The following is a 16,799-nucleotide window of genomic DNA, read 5'->3' as shown; positions in this document are numbered from 1 at the left end:
TGAACCGCCAGCCCCGCTTAGAACGTATGACGCAGGCCGCCCATCATGCCGTTCTGCGTCTTGCCCGCACCCACCGTGCCGCCCGCATCAAGGGCAACGGCTGATGTCCCCTTGTTCTTCATCTGCCCTACAGCAGCGTACACGGCAGTGCGCTTAGATAAATTGTAAGTCAGACGCGCCGCCAGCATGGTGACATCCGACGCACTCGCCTTGGTGTCACGGTGAGCCACTTGGGCATCGAGCACGAAGGCATCGAAGCGATAGTTGAAGCCAAGGTAGTACAAATCGCTATCGAGCGCACCGGTGCTGGCGCGCAACTTGCGCTCGACAATGCCGGCGCCAATTTTCGTTGGCCCCACCATCACGTAAGCGTTCAGGGTCGAACGTTTATCCGTGTTGTCGCTGCTGCTCATGCCACCGGCGGCGCCCACATTGCCATGCATGACATCGTATGAGGCGCTGACGCCGAAGCCCTTGCTGTCGTAGGCCAGCATCGCTGTCACCTGACGGCAAGCCTTGGCATTGCCTGGTACCTCCCCGGCACAAGCGGTAGCAGCAGGCCCACCTGCGGCCGATCCGTCACGACCGAAACTATAGGTGGCACCTACGCTCACGCCAGAAAAGACGCCCAGGTAGCCCAGTGCATTGTCGCTGCGCGCGTTCGGCAGGTAAGGATCGATGCTGCCGATGGCGAACAGGTTCGGACCCAGCACGTCGGCTTTCATCGTCGCAAGATAGCTCATGTTGTGCTGGCGGCCCACAGTAATGCTGCCTAAGCTGCCCTTCAAGCCCACGTTCGCCTGGCGCCCGAACAGGCGTCCGCCCTGGCCGGTCGCACCAGTATCGACGCCAAAGCCATTTTCCAGCACAAATACGGCTTGCAGGCCGCCGCCCAGGTCCTCGATGCCCTTGAAACCGATACGCGAGGGGAAGGAGCTGCTCAGTGACGGCATCTTGGTGATGGCGTCACCGAGTGCATTGGCGTTGGTCGTGTAGACCAGGCCGCTGTCGATGATGCCATACATGGCCACATTGCTTTGCGCCATGGCCGTGCTGGCGCACAGGCCGCCGAGCAGCGCCACGGCGCTACGGATCGTGTTGTTCATACTGTTGTCTCCTCCGGGTTGTAAAACGGGGTTTCCTGCTGGATGCAGAATTTTTATCTATCTTATTGTGTGCGATTATCGAACAATCAGTTGTTTATCGAACGGAAATTGCGATACTATTGTTCCCGTGATGCATTGTCAAGAACGTATTGACGCTAGCCGTTGCGACAGTGTCGCCCTTGCGCGACAATGCGGCACCGTGCCAGACCGTATGCTGGCCCACCATAAAAATGCAATAGATAGGAGACTGAAATGACGATGAAAAAAGCAGCGGCACTGGCGATGCTGGTCGGAACAAGCCTGCTCCACGCCGGCCTGGCACAAGCACAGGACACCATCAAGATCGGTGTGATCGCCGCGTTTTCTGGTCCATTTGCCGATTACGGCAAGCAGATGGAAGGCGGTATCAAGACTTATATGGCGCAGCATGGCGCCAGCGTGGCGGGCAAGAAGATAGAGATCATCCTGAAGGACACCACCGGTCCCTCGCCGGAAATCGCCAAGCGCCTGGCGCAGGAATTGGTCGTGCGCGACAAGGTCGATTTCCTGGCAGGCTTTGGCTTGACGCCGGAAGCGCTGGCGGTTGCGCCGATTGCCGAGCAGGCCAAAAAACCGATGATCATCATGAACGCGGCCACCTCGGCCATCACCAGCAAGTCCAACTATATCGCGCGCTTTTCCATGACTCTGCCGCAGATCTCGGCGCCGATGGCCACCTGGGCGGTCAAGAACAATATCAAAAAAGTGGTGACTCTGGTGGCCGATTACGGTCCCGGCATCGATGCCGAAGCTGCCTTCAAGAGCGAACTGGTCAAGGGCGGAGGAACGGTGACCGAGGCGATCCGCGTACCGCTGCGCAATCCGGATTTTTCGCCCTACATCTTGCGTATCAAGGATGCCAAGCCAGACGCGGTCTTCGTTTTCGTGCCTGCTGGCGAGCAGAGTATCGCATTCATGAAGGGCTACCGCGAACGTGGTCTGGCCGAAGCCGGCATCAAGGTTATCGCCACCGGCGACCTGACGGACGACCATGTGTTGCCAGCGATGGGTACGGCAACCCTGGGCGTGATTACTACCTTCCATTATTCGGCGGCGCACAAATCGCCGGAGAACGCTGCATTCCTGAAGCATTTTGCCAGCACCAATCCAGGCGCGGGCAGGCCGAACTTCATGGCAGTTGGCGCCTACGACGGCATGGCCGCTATCTATGAAGTGGTGCGCAAATTGAACGGCAAGATCGATGGTCCGCAGGCAATGGCCGTGCTAAAGGGCATGAAACTGAACAGCCCGCGCGGGCCGATCATGATCGATCCTGCAACGCGCGATATTGTACAAACCGTGTATGTGCGCAAGGTTGAACAAGTCGACGGCAATGTCTACAACGTGGAATTCGATCAATTTGCGAACCAAAAAGATCCCGGCAAAGATCCCGGCAAGTAAGCACTAAGCAGTTCGGATCAGCATTCGCCAACGCTTCGCTGTCGCAGCGCCTATTTCACGCGCTGCTTTTCCAGCTTGCGCGCCAGCGTGCGCCGGTGCATGCCCAGCCTTCTCGCCGTTTCCGAGATATTGAAATCCGTCTCGGCCAGCATTTCATGGATGCGTTCCCATTCCAGGGTCTTGATGTTGCTGACGCGGTTCGACAGTTCAATATCGGCATTGCCGGCGACGTGGCCGAAGGCCGTCTCGATGTCGTCCGTATTCGATGGTTTTGCCAGGTACTGGCAGGCGCCCAGTTTGATGGCTTCGACGGCCGTGCCGATGCTGGCGTAGCCGGTCAGCACGACGATCAGCATTTCCGGGTCGTGCTGATGCAGCATCTGCACGCAAGCCAGGCCCGAAGTATTGCCATTGAGCTTCAAATCGACGACGGCGTAATCGGGGCAATGCTGTTCCAGCAAGGCACTCGCCTCATCGAAATTGGTGGCCAGGATGACCTCATAGCCGCGCCGCTCGAACGAGCGGCCCAGGGTGCGGGCAAATGCGGCATCGTCTTCGATGATGAGTAACAGGCGCTCATCTTGCATGGTGATCGCTTTCTTTTTCCAGTTTGATGGCCGCCAGCGGCAAGGCCAGGTGCACCAGCGCCCCGCCCTGCACCCGGTTGCGCGCCGTCACCGTACCGCCGAGGGTACGCGCAACATTGACCACCAGGAACAGGCCAAGTCCGCCGCCAGGCTTGCCCTTGCTACTTTGATAAGGCTTGCCCAGATGCGTCAGCATCGATGGTTCGAAGCCGGGACCGGCGTCGGTAATCACCAGGTGCAATGAATCGGCTTCGCGCGTAGCTTCGAAGCGCAGCCAGTCGGGCGACGCTTCCAGCGCATTATCGAGCACATTGCAGATGGTTTGTTTCAGGGTCGAATCGAAGACCACGGGCACATCGTGCTCGATGCGGTTATCGTACTCGAACTGCTGGATCGGCCGGCTGCTGCGCCACTCGTCGACCAAGTCGTTGAGGAAGGTGTTGATCGTCGTTTTCACGGACGATTCGCCGCGCGCCTCGCCCGCCGAGAGCAAGATGCCGCTGACGATACTTTTGCAGCGCCGCAATTGTGCCTGCATTTCCGTGATTTCTTCCAGCAATTCGCTGTTCTTGCTCAGCTCCGGCATGCGGCGCCAGTCGCCGAGGATGACGGACAGGGTCGCCAGCGGCGTACCCAGTTCGTGCGCTGCGCCCGAGGCCAGCAAGCCCATGCGAATGATGTGTTCTTCTTCGGCCGCGCGCTGGCGCAAGTCGGCCACCTTGGCGTCGCCGGCGCGCTGGTTGCGGTTGATGCGCGTGATGAACACCACCAGCAAGGCGGCATTCAAAATAAAACAGATCAGCAAGCCTTGCACGTACAAGCTGGAAAAACCGCGCTCGGGATCGATCGGCAAGATCAAGGGGCCGGGCAGCAAGGCCAGGCCGGCCAGGCACAGGCTGGTAATGGCCACCATGATCCAGGTCGACCACGCTTCGAGCAGCATGGCGCTGAGGAAGACTTGCAACAAATACAGGAAAGTAAACGGGTTGCTGATACCGCCGCTCAGGTAGAGCTGGGCCGTCAGTATGGTGACGTCGACCAGCAAGGCGAGAAACAGCGCCGTATTGGAAACGGGCTGGCGTTCGTGCCAGCGCAGCAGGCTGGCTAAATTGAAGGCGATCAGGCAGGACAGCAATTCGAGCATGTAAGGCACAGGCAAGGCGATACCCAGCCCGAGGCCCACGCCAACGATGGTACTGACCTGGCCGATCACGGCCAGCCAGCGCAGCTGTATCAGCAGTTTCATGTTCTGGTGGCCGGCCGGATGCTCCATCTCGGGGGCCACCGCACCGCGCTCCAGTACTTCGCGATTGGGCAGGATCTCAATCCGGCCCGACATGATCACTTTCTTGCTCTTTATCAAGGCTTTTCTCACGCGCGCGGCGACGCCTACTGGCGCGCACCAGCCACCAACTGATGCCCGCTACCATCAAGGCCAGCGCAAACCATGTCAGGGCATACACGAGGTGGTTGTTGTGGAAGGAAATTACGGTCAGGCCGCCGACGGGAGCGTCACTGGCAGTTTCCGATTTTTCCTTCGCATCGACAAAGTAAGGCGCCACGTTGGTCAGCATGTGCGAAGCGCCGATGGCAGCCACATCGCGCGAATACCAGTGCTGCGTGGCAGGACTGTTTTCGCGCAGAAAACCGCCACCCGTTTCGCTGATGCGCAACAGGCCATCGACGTGAACGATGCCGGCCGGCGTGCTGGCGGCGATGCTTGCGCGTTTCGCCACGAAGCCGCGGTTGACCAGCACAGTGCTGCCATCGGCCAGGCGCAAGGGCGTCACCAGCCAATAGCCGCTGCCCAGTGCGGTCGTGGCCTGCACCAGGGTGTTGAAAATGGGGAGATAAGTACCGGAGAGTCGCACGTGGCGGTATTCATCGGTTTGTGGCGTAATGCTGGCCCAGGCTGCAGGTCCAGGTGCGTCCGTTGCGGGTGCATGTACGCGTTGTTCGACGCGCTCGATCAGGTCAAGCTTCCAGAACAGACGCTTGACTTGCCAGGTGCCCAAGGCACAGAAACCGGCAAAAATGATCCCCGCAAGTATGGCCAGTGCAATGCTTGAATAATGCACAGCCATGCCGCGTGGGCCTGGCGCGGCATCTTGCGATGCAGCGCCAGGGGCGCGCCCGGTGTTGCTTGGGCGCGGTTGACTCATCATGGAGCCGTTTTCGTATGCATGTACTCAGGCATCAGATCGGGCATCATGTTGTGGTTCATGTGGTACATGACCCACACTGAACCAGCCATGGCAATGACCACCATCATGATGGTGAAGATCAGCGCCATCATGTTCCAGCCGCCTTCGGACTTGGTGTTCATGTGCAGGAAGTACACCATGTGCACCACCACTTGAACCGCTGCGAACGCCAGCAGGACCAGGCCCATGGTACTCGAGTCGGTGATGACTTTCGTCATTACCAGCCAGAACGGAATGGCTGTCAGGATCACCGACAGGATGAAGCCGATAGTGTAGCTTTTCAGGCTGCCATGATCGTGTTGGTCATGGTGTTGGCTATCGCCGTGTGTGTGGTGGTCGCTCATGGCAGCACTCCCATCAGATAGACAAAGGTGAAGACGCCAATCCAGATGACGTCCAGGAAGTGCCAGAACAGCGACAAGCACATCATGCGACGGCCGTTTTCCGGGGTCAGGCCATGCTTGTTCAACTGGAACATCAAGGTCACGAGCCAGATTATGCCGAACATCACGTGCAAGCCGTGCGTACCGACCAGCGCGAAGAACGACGACAGGAACGCGCTGCGCTGCGGACCGGCACCTTCGTGGATCAGATGAATGAATTCATATATTTCCAGCGACAGGAAGGCCAGGCCGAACAGGCCCGTGATGCCCAGCCAGACCAGGGTGCTGCGCAATTGCTTGCGCTGCATAGCCAGCATGGCGAAGCCGTAGGTGATCGACGACAGCAACAGCATGGCTGTGTTGACGGCCACCAGCGGCAGGTCGAACAGCGCGGCGCCCGTCGGGCCGTCCGCGTAGTTGCGGCCCACCACGGCGTACGTGGCGAACAGACAGGCGAAGATCAGGCAATCGCTCATCAGGTAGAGCCAGAAACCGAGCAAGCTGCCGTTTTCCGGGTGGTGCTCGCGCACAAAGTAGCTGCGCGTGCTTGGTGCGGCGCCAGCGGCGCCGGTGTTATGGGCGATGGTATCAGACATGGCTGCTCAGCAATTTAGTATAAGCGTCTTCAGTACGAATCACTTCTTCCACAGGAATGTAGTAATCGCGCTTGTAGTTAAAGGTATGGACGATGATGGCGATCAGCATGATCATGAAGCTGATGCCGGCGACGAGCCACATCTGCCAGATCAGGCAAAAGCCAACCGCTGCGCTCAGTGCGGCGATCGCGAAACCAGCCCAGGTATTCTTCGGCATGTGAATCTTCATGAAACCGGACGTCGGACGCTGGTACGCATGTTTTTTCATGTCAGTCCATGCATCGAGTTCGTGCACTTGTGGCGTGAAGGCGAAGTTGTAGTCTGGCGGTGGCGACGACGTCGACCATTCCAGCGTACGACCACCCCATGGATCACCGGTCACGTCGCGCAGGGCGTGACGATTGCGGTAGCTGACGACGAACTGGATCAGCATCGAGCCGATGCCCAGTGCGATCGAGACGGCGCCAAACCAGGCGATGATGGTCCAGATTTGCAGCGACGGATCTTCAAAGTGGTTGACACGACGGGTCACGCCCATCAGGCCCAACACATACAGCGGCATGAAGGCCAGGTAGAAGCCGACCAACCAGAACCAGAACGAGCATTTGCCCCAGAAGGTGTCGAGCTTGTAACCGAAGGCTTTCGGGAACCAGTAGTTAATTGCAGCAAATACACCGAAGACCACGCCGCCGATAATCACGTTATGGAAGTGGGCAATCAGGAACAGGCTGTTATGCAACACAAAGTCCGCTGGTGGTACGGCCAGCAGCACGCCGGTCATGCCGCCGATGGTGAAGGTGACCATGAAGCCGATCGTCCACAACATTGGCAGTTCGAAGCGGATACGGCCGCGGTACATGGTAAACAACCAGTTGAAGATCTTCGCGCCCGTCGGGATCGAGATAATCATCGTCGTGATGCCGAAGAAGGAATTGACGCTGGCGCCCGAACCCATGGTGAAGAAGTGATGCAGCCATACCAGGTACGACAGAATCATGATGACGCAGGTGGCGTACACCATCGAGGCGTAGCCGAACAGGCGCTTGCTGCTGAACGTGGCGACGACTTCCGAGAACACGCCGAACAGCGGCAGAATCAGAATGTAGACCTCTGGGTGACCCCAGATCCAGATCAGGTTGACGTACATCATGGCGTTGCCGCCCAACTCCGTCGTGAAGAAGTTAAAGCCGGCAGCGCGGTCCAGCGACAACATGGCCAGAACCGCCGTCAGTACCGGGAAAGCGGCGACGATCAGGATGTTGGTGCACAAGGCGGTCCAGGTAAAGACTGGCATTTTCATCCAGGTCATGCCTGGCGCGCGCATCTTGACGATGGTGGCGATCAGGTTGACACCGGACAATAGCGTGCCGACCCCGGCAATTTGCAAGGACCAGATGTAATAGTCTACCCCCACGTCCGGACTGCCGACGATGCCCGACAGCGGTGGATACGCAAGCCAGCCCGTGCGGGCGAATTCGCCGACGAACAGCGAGGCCATGACCAGGGCGGCGCCCATGGCAGTCATCCAGAAGCTGAAGTTGTTGAGGAATGGGAAAGCCACGTCGCGCGCGCCGATTTGCAGCGGCACGACGTAGTTCATCAGACCCGTCACAAAAGGCATCGCGACGAAGAAAATCATGATCACGCCGTGGGCGGTGAAGATCTGGTCGTAATGATCGGGTGGCAGGAAGCCGGCATTGTCGCCAAAGGCGATTGCCTGCTGGGTGCGCATCATCAGTGCATCGGCAAAGCCGCGCAGCAGCATGACCAGGCCCAGGATCATATACATGATACCGATTTTTTTATGGTCGATACTGGTGATCCAGTCGCGCCACAGGGGAGCCCAGAGGCGGAAATACGTCAGTGCCGCAACGAGTGCGATACCGCCCAGGCCAACCATTGCAAAGGTCGCCAGCAGGATAGGCTCGTGAAATGGAATTGCATCCCAAGTCAGACGGCCGAAGATAAGCTTCGTCAGATCAATATGGTCTAGCATTGTTACTCTCAGAGAAAAAAGGGAGGCGCCTGGCAAACGGCGCCAATATCTACAACGCAATGCGCTGCGGGATTCATGCAATCGTTACTTGGCTTGAACACCCTTTTCAACTACTACATCGCTAGCGACTACTGCCGTTACGGCCGCTACCGGGCTATTTGCCATCGTCAATTTATATGGTTCGACCGGCGTTACACATAGGGCGTCGGACACGATGGTACGGTTCAAAATTGCCTTATACAGATCGCTAGGTACGGCGCTAAAACGACGTACCGGGTCGCGTTCGCTTGGCTGGGCCAGCGACAGGTAGTCGTCGCGGTTCAGCGCGCCGCCACCGGCACGTGCCGATGCCACCCATTTGTCGAAGTCTGCATCATTCACGCCGTGGAACTTGAAGTGCATGCCCGAGAAACCGGCACCACTGTAGTTCGCCGAGAAACCCTTGAATACGCCAGGCTTGTTGATGACGGCATTCAATTGCGTTTCCATGCCCGGCATGGCATAGATCTGACCTGCCAGTGCGGGGATAAAGAACGAGTTCATGACGGACGAGGCGGTGATCTTGAAGCGGATCGGACGATCGACGGGTGCATACAGTTCATTCACGGAAGCGATGCCTTGCTCGGGATAAATGAACAGCCATTTCCAGTCCAGCGCCACCACTTCGACGATCATCGGCTTGTGGCTGGCAGGAATCGGGCGATTGGCGTCGATACGGCTCAGTGGGCGATAAGGATCGAGGGTGTGGGTACTGATCCAGGTCAGCAGGCCCAGCACAATAATGATCAGCAGGGGCGCGCCCCAGATGATCAGCTCGAGGCGAGTCGAGTGGTCCCAGTCCGGCTCGTATTTGGCCGCGGTATTGTTTTTTCTATAGCGCCATGCGAAAAGCAGGGTCAGGGCGATTACCGGAACGATAATCAACAGCATCAGCAATGTCGAAATGACAATCAGATTGCCTTGCTGAACTGCGATGTCACCGGACGGGTTCAGTACCACCGTATTGCAACCAGCCAACAATGCGAGAGGTAAGAGAGGCAGTCCGCGACTAACTTTTAATGAAAACATCAGGAAAGTCCAGTACAGGGGATGAAGATATGTTACTGTATTCTCACTGGAACGCGTTGGCAATTGGACGTTTTGTCCTACCCCCTTGCTCGGACTTTTGATAGGTATTTGCGGACTTTTCCTACAACTATCTATCACATAGTCCTACTCCGGGCGTGAGACACCTGGAGTATGTTACGCGTTGGCCTAAGTCGAAACTATATTGGAGACGATCATCATGTCCAGCACACACATACACAGCGGGAATGTACCCGCCGACTCCTCCCCGCACAATGCCAGCGGGAAAGCCACAGTCGACTCACATATCGACCCCGGTGAGATCGCCGTCGGCGTGATCATCGGCCGCGCTTCCGAATACTTTGACTTCTTCGTCTACGCCATCGCCTCGGTGCTAGTGTTTCCGCGCGTCTTCTTTCCGTTTGAAGAACGCCTCGAGGGCACATTATATGCCTTCCTGATTTTCTCGTTTGCCTTCATCGCCCGGCCGTTCGGCACCCTGATCTTCATGGAGATTCAGCGCCGCATGGGACGCAGCGCCAAGCTGACGCTGGCGCTCTTCCTGCTGGGCGTGTCGACGGCCGGCATCGCCTTCCTGCCGACCTATGCCCACCTGGGCTTTGCTGCCATTATCTGGCTGTCCGTGCTGCGTATCGGCCAGGGCGTGGCGCTCGGTGGTTCGTGGGACGGCCTGCCATCGCTGCTGGCCCTGAATGCGCCAGAAAACAAGCGCGGCTGGTACGCCATGCTGGGCCAACTGGGCGCACCCTTCGGCTTCCTGATCGCCGCCGGCTTGTTCTGCTTCATGTTGGTCAACCTGAGCGATGAAGACTTCCTCGACTGGGGTTGGCGCTATCCTTTCTATGTGGCTTTCGCGATCAACGTCGTCGCCCTGTTTGCCCGCCTGCGCCTGGTGTCGACGCCGGAATATGCACGCCTGCTCGATGAACGCGAACTGCAACCGGTGAGCATACTTGAAATGAGCCGCGGCCAGGGCCGTAACGTGCTGATCGGCGCCCTGGCAGCGCTGGCCAGCTACGCCCTGTTCCACCTGGTCACCGTGTTCCCATTGTCCTGGATTTCCGTCTACCAGACGCGTTCGGCCTCGGACTTCCTGCAAGTGCAAATGCTGGGCGCCGTGCTGGCCGCCATCGGCGTGGTGATCTCCGGCTTGCTGGCCGATAGAGTGGGCCGTCGCACGACCCTGGCCGTGCTGGCCGTGCTGATCGCTGTCTTTAGCGCATTCGTGCCGACCCTGATGGGCGGTGGCAATGCCGGCCAGGACGTGTTCATCCTGGTCGGCTTCAGCCTGCTGGGCTTGTCCTACGGCCAGGCAGCGGGCGCCGTGACGGCCAACTTCCCTGCCCGCTTCCGCTACACGGGCGCGGCCCTGACATCCGATCTGGCCTGGCTGGTCGGTGCCGGCTTCGCCCCGCTGGTGGCGCTGGGCCTGTCGGCCAACTTCGGCCTGGCCTATGTCAGCTTCTACCTGCTGTCGGGCGCCGTCGCCTCGCTCGCTGCCCTGAGCCTGAACCGGGCGCTGGAAATTCGCGACTGATACCCGTCGCTGCAGCAGTTGCAAGCACACAGCGCCGGATTCGTCCGGCGCTTTTTTTATACCAGAGCGCTCACGGCTATACATGCTCTGTTTCGGCAGGGGTTAGCCATGTTTCACATTTCAACTGTACGCTAGCGCACTTTGCAACGCCTTGCAGCGCCTTGCGAGCAGGCGATCCAGCGCCAGGCTGTTATGCTGGCGCACGCTTTGTTTGAACGCAAAAAAATTGCTTTTCAATTAAAATTGCTTTTCGCGCCAGCCTTAAGCCTTATATGGATATGATGAATACCAAAACCCCGATCGATTCCTTCAGCTTTCGCCGCATCCTCGCCCGTAACGTGACCTTGCCGCTGGTCATCGGGGTCGTCACGGCGCTCGTGTTTGTCGGCCTGATCGCCTACCTGCTCTCGGCGCTGCGCTCGGTCGAGCATTCCGAACGGGTGATCGGTAATGCAAACGAGGTCATGAAGTTGTCGGTCGACCTGGAAACGGGCATGCGCGGCTACCTGCTGACGGGCGATGAAACGTTTTTGGCCCCGTACAAATCGGGCAAGGCAAAAATCAGCGTCGAAATGACTACCCTGCTCGACCTGGTCTCCGACAGCGCCATCCAGGTCGATCGTTTGCGGCGCATCCGCGCGCTGCAAAAACAGTGGATGGAATACGCCGAGAGCGTGATCGCGCAACGCCGCAGCAACCAGGAATTTCTCGCACGCGTGCGCCAGGGTGAAGGCAAGCTGGAGTTTGATGAAATTCGCCGCGATTTTCTTACCTTCCTGTCCATGGAGCAGCGCTTGCGCCAGGAACGCGCCGATACTGCCGAGAGCCGCACCATACTCGCCGTACTGGTATTCCTCGTCCTCAGCCTGGGCATGTCCGGCTTGCTGGCCTATTTGGGACGGCGCGAACTGCTGCGTCTATCCGACATCTACAACGATGCGCTCGAACAGCGCGGCAAGGACAACGACGTGCTGCAGGAGCAAGCCTGGCTGCGCACGGGGCAGACCGAATTGGCGGCTCACACCAGCGGCCAGCTAGGCCTGCAGCAACTGGGGCGGCACGTGCTCGATTTCCTCGCCCACCGGCTCGACGTGGCCGTGGCCACCCTGTACGTCGTCGACGACGATGGTAGTCTGCGTCGCACGGCCGTATACGGCTTCAGGCAACAGGGCGTGCAGGACAAGCAGGTGATCAAGCTGGGCGAAGGCCTGGTGGGCGAGACAGCGCGAGAAAAACGCCTCAAGCATGTGCAGCAAGTACCCGACAATTATCTGAGCGTGACATCGAGCCTGGGCAGCGGCACGCCGCTGGAACTGATCCTGGTGCCAGTCAGCAATGAAGGCATCGTCAACGGCGTCATCGAACTGGGCTTTACGCATCGCGTCAGCGCCCGTGCCAAGCAATGGCTGAACCTGATTGCCGCCAATGTCGGCACCTCGCTGGAAGCGGCCCTGTACCGCCAGCGCCTGCAAAACGTGCTGGAAGAAACCCAGCAACTGAATGAAGAGCTGGAAGTGCAGCAGGAAGAATTGCGCACCGCTAACGAGGAGCTGGGCGAGCAGTCGCGCGTGCTGGAACAGTCGCAAGCCCACCTGGAAGAGCAAAAGGCGGCGCTGGAACAGTCGAATCAGCAACTGGCCGTGCAGGCGCTGTCGCTGGACCAGAAAAACATGGCCATCGTCCAGGCACATGCCCAGCTCGAGGCGCGCGCCGAAGAGCTGCAGCGGGCCAGCCGCTATAAATCGGAATTCCTGGCAAATATGTCGCACGAGCTGCGCACGCCGCTGAACAGCTCGCTGATCCTGTCCAAGCTGCTGTCAGACAACACCAGCGGCAACCTGACGCCGGAACAAGTGACGTTTGCGCAAACCATTTATTCGGCCGGCAACGATTTATTGAGCCTTATCAACGATATCCTCGACATTTCCAAGGTCGAAGCGGGCAAGCTGGAATTGACGCCGGCAGCCGTGCCCTTCGACGAACTGCTCAGCAGCATGAAGATGCTGTTTGGCGCCCAGGCGCAGCAAAAGAAACTCGTTTTCACTACGAGCGTCGCGCCGGACGCGCCGCCGTCGTTGCTCAGCGACCGCCAGCGCCTGGAGCAAATCTTGAAAAACCTGTTGTCGAACGCCATCAAATTTACCGATACCGGCACGGTGTCCTTGCACGTCAGCACCGATGCGGCCGGCCAGGTACGCTTCCAGGTGCAAGATACCGGCATCGGCATCGCCACTGAGCAGCAGCAAAAAGTGTTCGACGCCTTCCACCAGGCCGACGGCACCACCAGCCGCCGCTATGGCGGCACGGGCCTGGGCCTGTCAATCTCGCGCGACCTGGCAGCCTTGCTGGGCGGCAGCATCGAGCTGACCAGCACGCCAAGCCAGGGCAGCACGTTTTCCTTGCTGCTGCCGGCGGTCATGCCGGAACGTGTGGCGACAATGACGCAGCAGCAGCAGCAGCAGCAGCCTGCACAAATCAGCGCCACGCCGCCCAGGGCAACGCCCGCCGTCCAGCCCGTCCCGTTAGCCACCTTCCTCGACGACCGCAACAGCGTGGCAGCCGGCAAGACCGGCCAGCGTTCCGTGTTGGTGATCGAGGATGAACCGGCGTTTGCCGGCATCCTGTTCGAGCTCGCGCATGAAATGCAATACCGCTGCCTGGTGGCCCATGGCGCCGACGAAGGCTTACGACTGGCGCAACAATTCCTGCCCGATGCCATCCTGCTCGACATGGGCTTGCCCGACCGCCCGGGCTTGCTGGTGTTGCAGCAGTTGAAGGAAAACCCGCTGACACGCCACATTCCGGTGCACATCGTGTCCGGCAATGACCAGATCCAGGAAGCCATGCAACTGGGCGCCGTCGGTTATGCCACCAAGCCGCGCACGCGCGAGCAGTTGAAGGAAGTGTTCCGCAAGCTCGAGTCGAAGTTCACGCAAAAGATGAAGCGCATCTTGCTGGTCGAGGACGATCAACGCCAGCGCGAAAGCGTGGTCCACCTGATCAGCGATGACGACGTGGAAATCACCGCCGTGGCGCTGGGCGAGCAGGCGCTGGAATTACTGAAGACACAGATTTTCGACTGCATGATCATCGACTTGAAACTGCCCGATATCGAGGGTAACGAATTGCTCGAGCGCATGGAACATGAAGAACTGTGTTCGTTCCCGCCCGTTATCGTCTACACGGGCCGCAACTTGAGCCGCGAGGAAGAGGCGGATCTGATGAAGTATTCACGCTCCATCATCATCAAGGGCGCCCGCTCGCCCGAGCGCCTGCTCGACGAAGTGACCTTATTCCTGCACAAGGTGGAATCGGAACTGTCGAGCGAGCGCCAGGGCATGCTGCAGCAGGTGCGCAGCCGCGAACGCGTGTTTGAGGGACGCAAGATTTTGCTGGTCGATGACGATGTGCGCAACATCTTTGCGCTGACGAATGCGCTGGAGCAGAAAGGCGTGGTGGTGGAAATTGGCCGCAACGGCTTCGAAGCCATCAGCAAGCTCAACAGCGTGGACGATATCGATCTGGTGTTAATGGATGTCATGATGCCCGGCATGGATGGCCTGGAAGCGACGCGGCTGATCCGCGCCGATGGCCGCTATAACAAACTGCCCATCATCGCCATTACCGCCAAGGCCATGAAAAATGACCAGGAAGAATGCCTGCAGGCGGGCGCCTCCGATTACCTGGCCAAGCCGATTGACCTGGACCGTTTGTATTCGCTGCTGCGCGTGTGGATGCCTAAAATGGAACGCATCTGATGCCCCTGCATACCACGGACACGCAACTGCATGCACTGATGGAGGCGATCTGTCAGCGCTACAGCTATGATTTTCGCAACTATTCCCTGCCCTCGCAGCGGCGTCGCCTGAACCAGGCGCTAGAGCGCTTCGCTTGCGCGGACTTGCCTGCCCTGCAGCAACTGGTGCTGGACGACCCTGCCGCTTTTGGCAAGCTGTTGCAGATGTTGACCGTGCCAGTCACGCAAATGTTTCGCGACCCGGCTTTTTTCCTCGCCGTGCGCCAACACGTGGTACCCGTGCTGAAAACCTATCCATCGCCGACGATCTGGGTGGCCGGTTGCTGCACGGGCGAGGAAGCGCTGTCGCTGGCCATCGTGCTGCACGAGGAAGGCTTGCTTGAGCGCAGCACAATTTACGCCACCGACATCAATCCGCAAGCGCTGGCCACGGCCGCGCGCGGCGCCTATCGGCTGCAGCGCCTGTCCGACTATGGCGACAACTACCTGGCTGCCGGCGGCCTGGGCCGGCTGGCCGATTACTACACGGTCGAGCATGCTACCGCGCAGTTCGACCAGCGCCTGCTCGACAGGATCAACTTTGCCGACCACAGCCTGTCCACGGACAGTGTCTTTATTGAAGCGCAATTGATTTTATGCCGCAACGTGTTGATTTACTTCAATAAAACCTTGCAGGAACGCGCTCTGGGTTTGTTCCACGACGCGCTGTGCCATCGCGGCTTCCTCGGCCTGGGCAGCAAGGAAAGTACCCATTTCACGCGCTTTGCCGTCGGCTTCGACCCATTGCCGGGCGCCGAAAAGCTCTACCGCAAGCGTGCGCTGTCGCACGCCGCCCCCCCATTACGCTGCACGGCATGGCCATGCCAGGAATGAAACATGACAATTGAAACAAGTACCAAACTGCTTATCGTCGACGACTTGCCGGAAAACCTGCGCGCGCTCAATGCCCTGATCCGCGAGAGCGACCGCAGTGTCTACCAGGCATCGTCCGGCGAAGAAGCGCTGACCCTGCTGCTCGAGCACGATTTCGCGCTGGCCATCCTCGACGTGCAAATGCCGGAAATGGATGGTTTTGAGTTGGCGCAATTGATGCGCGGCACGGAAAAAACGCGCCATATTCCCATCGTCTTCGTCACCGCGGCCGGCAAGGAAATGAATTTCGCTTTCCAGGGCTATGAAAGCGGCGCCGTCGACTTCCTGCATAAGCCGCTCGACATCAATGCCGTGCAAAGCAAGGTCAACGTCTTCGTGGCACTGCACCAGCAGCGCAGCGAGACGCGGCGCCAGGTGCAGGCGCTCGAACACAGCCGTCAGCAGCAGGAAGCGTTATTAAAACAATTACGCGTCACCCAGGCAGAGCTGCAACGCTCGCTGCGCCTGCGCGACGAATTTATGTCCATGGTGGCGCACGAGCTGCGCACGCCCTTGAATACCTTGTTCCTGGAAACACAGATGCGCACCGTCAACCTGGAACGGGGCAATCTCGCCGCCTTCGAACCGGATAAGCTCAACAAGATGGTGGCGCGCGACGGGCGGCAAATCCGCAGCATGGTGCGCCTGATCGACGACATGCTCGATGTGTCGCGCATCAGCAGCGGCAAGCTGTCGATCCGCCGCGTAGCGGTCGACCTGGTCGGCCTGGTGCGCCGCGTGGCAGACGACCTGGGCGCATGTGCAGCGGCCACGGGCAGCGTGCTCGAAGTGCTGGCATTCGAACCCATCGACGGTAACTGGGATGTCTTCCGCGTGGAACAGATCGTTGTGAACCTGATCAGTAATGCCTTGCGCTATGGCCAGGGCCAGCCGGTCGAAATCAGCCTCGCGCGCACGCAGAACAGCGCCATCATCGAAGTGCGCGACCATGGCATCGGCATCAGTGCGCGCGACCAGGAACGCATCTTCGACGCCTTCGAGCGCGTCATGCACCAAGACCACACGGGCGGCCTGGGCCTGGGCCTGTTCATTACCAAGCAGTTGGTGGACGCGCATGGCGGTGCCATCACTGTGCAAAGCGCGCCCGGCAACGGCGCCCTGTTCAGCGTCACCCTGCCGCTGTCTGGAAGCTGAGGCAGACAAGATAAGCGCACTGTAAGCACACTGCCGCCAG

General features: G+C 59.1%; 13 protein-coding genes. 5 read left to right on the top strand and 8 right to left on the bottom strand.

The window, feature by feature from the left end; translation table 11 throughout:
* Window positions 1–17: 17 nt before the first annotated feature.
* The gene (locus ACQ4V8_RS12320) at window positions 18–1,106 is read right to left on the bottom strand and encodes a porin (RefSeq protein ID WP_010398404.1); all 1,089 of its coding nucleotides are present in this window, start codon (window positions 1,104–1,106) and stop codon (window positions 18–20) included.
* A gap of 252 nt (window positions 1,107–1,358) precedes the next feature.
* Between ACQ4V8_RS12320 and ACQ4V8_RS12315 the strand changes: the two genes are divergently transcribed.
* Window positions 1,359–2,546 (top strand): ABC transporter substrate-binding protein, encoded by a 1,188-nt coding sequence (locus tag ACQ4V8_RS12315; RefSeq protein WP_010398405.1) that lies wholly within the window; start codon window positions 1,359–1,361, stop codon window positions 2,544–2,546.
* Window positions 2,547–2,596: 50 nt separating this feature from the next.
* On the opposite strand, the gene ACQ4V8_RS12310 is transcribed toward ACQ4V8_RS12315, so the two are convergent.
* From ACQ4V8_RS12310 to cyoA, 7 genes are all read right to left on the bottom strand, one after another.
* The gene (locus ACQ4V8_RS12310; protein ID WP_070347413.1) at window positions 2,597–3,133 is read right to left on the bottom strand and encodes a response regulator transcription factor; all 537 of its coding nucleotides are present in this window, start codon (window positions 3,131–3,133) and stop codon (window positions 2,597–2,599) included.
* Window positions 3,123–4,472, bottom strand: coding sequence for an ATP-binding protein (locus ACQ4V8_RS12305; protein WP_010398407.1), 1,350 nt, complete (start codon window positions 4,470–4,472; stop codon window positions 3,123–3,125). The genes ACQ4V8_RS12310 and ACQ4V8_RS12305 overlap by 11 nt, the downstream gene beginning before the upstream one ends.
* Complete coding sequence (locus ACQ4V8_RS12300; RefSeq protein WP_010398409.1) at window positions 4,456–5,298, bottom strand: SURF1 family protein; 843 nt, start codon at window positions 5,296–5,298, stop codon at window positions 4,456–4,458. Before ACQ4V8_RS12300 ends, ACQ4V8_RS12305 begins: the two co-directional genes overlap by 17 nt.
* A complete protein-coding gene (gene cyoD / locus ACQ4V8_RS12295; protein ID WP_010398411.1) occupies window positions 5,295–5,681 on the bottom strand; it encodes a cytochrome o ubiquinol oxidase subunit IV in 387 nt (128 codons plus the stop codon). The genes ACQ4V8_RS12300 and cyoD overlap by 4 nt, the downstream gene beginning before the upstream one ends.
* Window positions 5,678–6,316, bottom strand: coding sequence for a cytochrome o ubiquinol oxidase subunit III (cyoC, locus tag ACQ4V8_RS12290; protein WP_070347414.1), 639 nt, complete (start codon window positions 6,314–6,316; stop codon window positions 5,678–5,680). Before cyoC ends, cyoD begins: the two co-directional genes overlap by 4 nt.
* Window positions 6,309–8,312: a cytochrome o ubiquinol oxidase subunit I gene (cyoB, locus tag ACQ4V8_RS12285; protein ID WP_010398413.1), complete on the bottom strand. Its 2,004-nt coding sequence runs from the start codon at window positions 8,310–8,312 to the stop codon at window positions 6,309–6,311. Before cyoB ends, cyoC begins: the two co-directional genes overlap by 8 nt.
* A gap of 84 nt (window positions 8,313–8,396) precedes the next feature.
* The gene (gene cyoA, locus ACQ4V8_RS12280; RefSeq protein WP_050855916.1) at window positions 8,397–9,380 is read right to left on the bottom strand and encodes a ubiquinol oxidase subunit II; all 984 of its coding nucleotides are present in this window, start codon (window positions 9,378–9,380) and stop codon (window positions 8,397–8,399) included.
* 217 nt (window positions 9,381–9,597) lie between these two features.
* On the opposite strand from cyoA, the gene ACQ4V8_RS12275 reads away from it, so the two are divergent.
* The 4 genes from ACQ4V8_RS12275 (at window position 9,598) to ACQ4V8_RS12260 (ending at window position 16,759) form a co-directional block, all read left to right on the top strand.
* A complete protein-coding gene (locus ACQ4V8_RS12275; protein WP_436571549.1) occupies window positions 9,598–10,935 on the top strand; it encodes an MFS transporter in 1,338 nt (445 codons plus the stop codon).
* Window positions 10,936–11,216: 281 nt separating this feature from the next.
* Window positions 11,217–14,693, top strand: coding sequence for a response regulator (locus tag ACQ4V8_RS12270; protein ID WP_436571571.1), 3,477 nt, complete (start codon window positions 11,217–11,219; stop codon window positions 14,691–14,693).
* Window positions 14,693–15,565, top strand: a complete 873-nt coding sequence (locus ACQ4V8_RS12265; protein ID WP_070347415.1) for a CheR family methyltransferase — start codon at window positions 14,693–14,695, stop codon at window positions 15,563–15,565. Before ACQ4V8_RS12270 ends, ACQ4V8_RS12265 begins: the two co-directional genes overlap by 1 nt.
* Window positions 15,566–15,568: 3 nt before the next feature.
* On the top strand, window positions 15,569–16,759 hold the full coding sequence (locus tag ACQ4V8_RS12260) for a hybrid sensor histidine kinase/response regulator (RefSeq protein ID WP_070347416.1): 1,191 nt from the start codon (window positions 15,569–15,571) through the stop codon (window positions 16,757–16,759).
* Window positions 16,760–16,799: the final 40 nt, after the last annotated feature.

This window comes from Janthinobacterium paucivorans, assembly GCF_051380805.1.
Classification (GTDB): Bacteria; Pseudomonadota; Gammaproteobacteria; order Burkholderiales; family Burkholderiaceae_D; genus Janthinobacterium; species Janthinobacterium lividum_D.
This window is presented reverse-complemented; position numbering and strand designations above follow the sequence as displayed.

Bases quoted from the DNA above. Each gene is read 5' to 3' on its own strand.
- ACQ4V8_RS12315 (WP_010398405.1), top strand. From the start codon at position 1,359: ATGACGATGAAAAAAGCAGCGGCACTGGCGATGCTGGTCGGAACAAGC.
- cyoA (WP_050855916.1), bottom strand. From the start codon at position 9,380: ATGTTTTCATTAAAAGTTAGTCGCGGACTGCCTCTCTTACCTCTCGCA.
- ACQ4V8_RS12265 (WP_070347415.1), top strand. From the start codon at position 14,693: ATGCCCCTGCATACCACGGACACGCAACTGCATGCACTGATGGAGGCG.
- ACQ4V8_RS12270 (WP_436571571.1), top strand. From the start codon at position 11,217: ATGAATACCAAAACCCCGATCGATTCCTTCAGCTTTCGCCGCATCCTC.
- cyoC (WP_070347414.1), bottom strand. From the start codon at position 6,316: ATGTCTGATACCATCGCCCATAACACCGGCGCCGCTGGCGCCGCACCA.
- cyoD (WP_010398411.1), bottom strand. From the start codon at position 5,681: ATGAGCGACCACCACACACACGGCGATAGCCAACACCATGACCAACAC.
- ACQ4V8_RS12275 (WP_436571549.1), top strand. From the start codon at position 9,598: ATGTCCAGCACACACATACACAGCGGGAATGTACCCGCCGACTCCTCC.
- ACQ4V8_RS12300 (WP_010398409.1), bottom strand. From the start codon at position 5,298: ATGATGAGTCAACCGCGCCCAAGCAACACCGGGCGCGCCCCTGGCGCT.
- ACQ4V8_RS12305 (WP_010398407.1), bottom strand. From the start codon at position 4,472: ATGTCGGGCCGGATTGAGATCCTGCCCAATCGCGAAGTACTGGAGCGC.
- ACQ4V8_RS12320 (WP_010398404.1), bottom strand. From the start codon at position 1,106: ATGAACAACACGATCCGTAGCGCCGTGGCGCTGCTCGGCGGCCTGTGC.
- ACQ4V8_RS12310 (WP_070347413.1), bottom strand. From the start codon at position 3,133: ATGCAAGATGAGCGCCTGTTACTCATCATCGAAGACGATGCCGCATTT.
- cyoB (WP_010398413.1), bottom strand. From the start codon at position 8,312: ATGCTAGACCATATTGATCTGACGAAGCTTATCTTCGGCCGTCTGACT.
- ACQ4V8_RS12260 (WP_070347416.1), top strand. From the start codon at position 15,569: ATGACAATTGAAACAAGTACCAAACTGCTTATCGTCGACGACTTGCCG.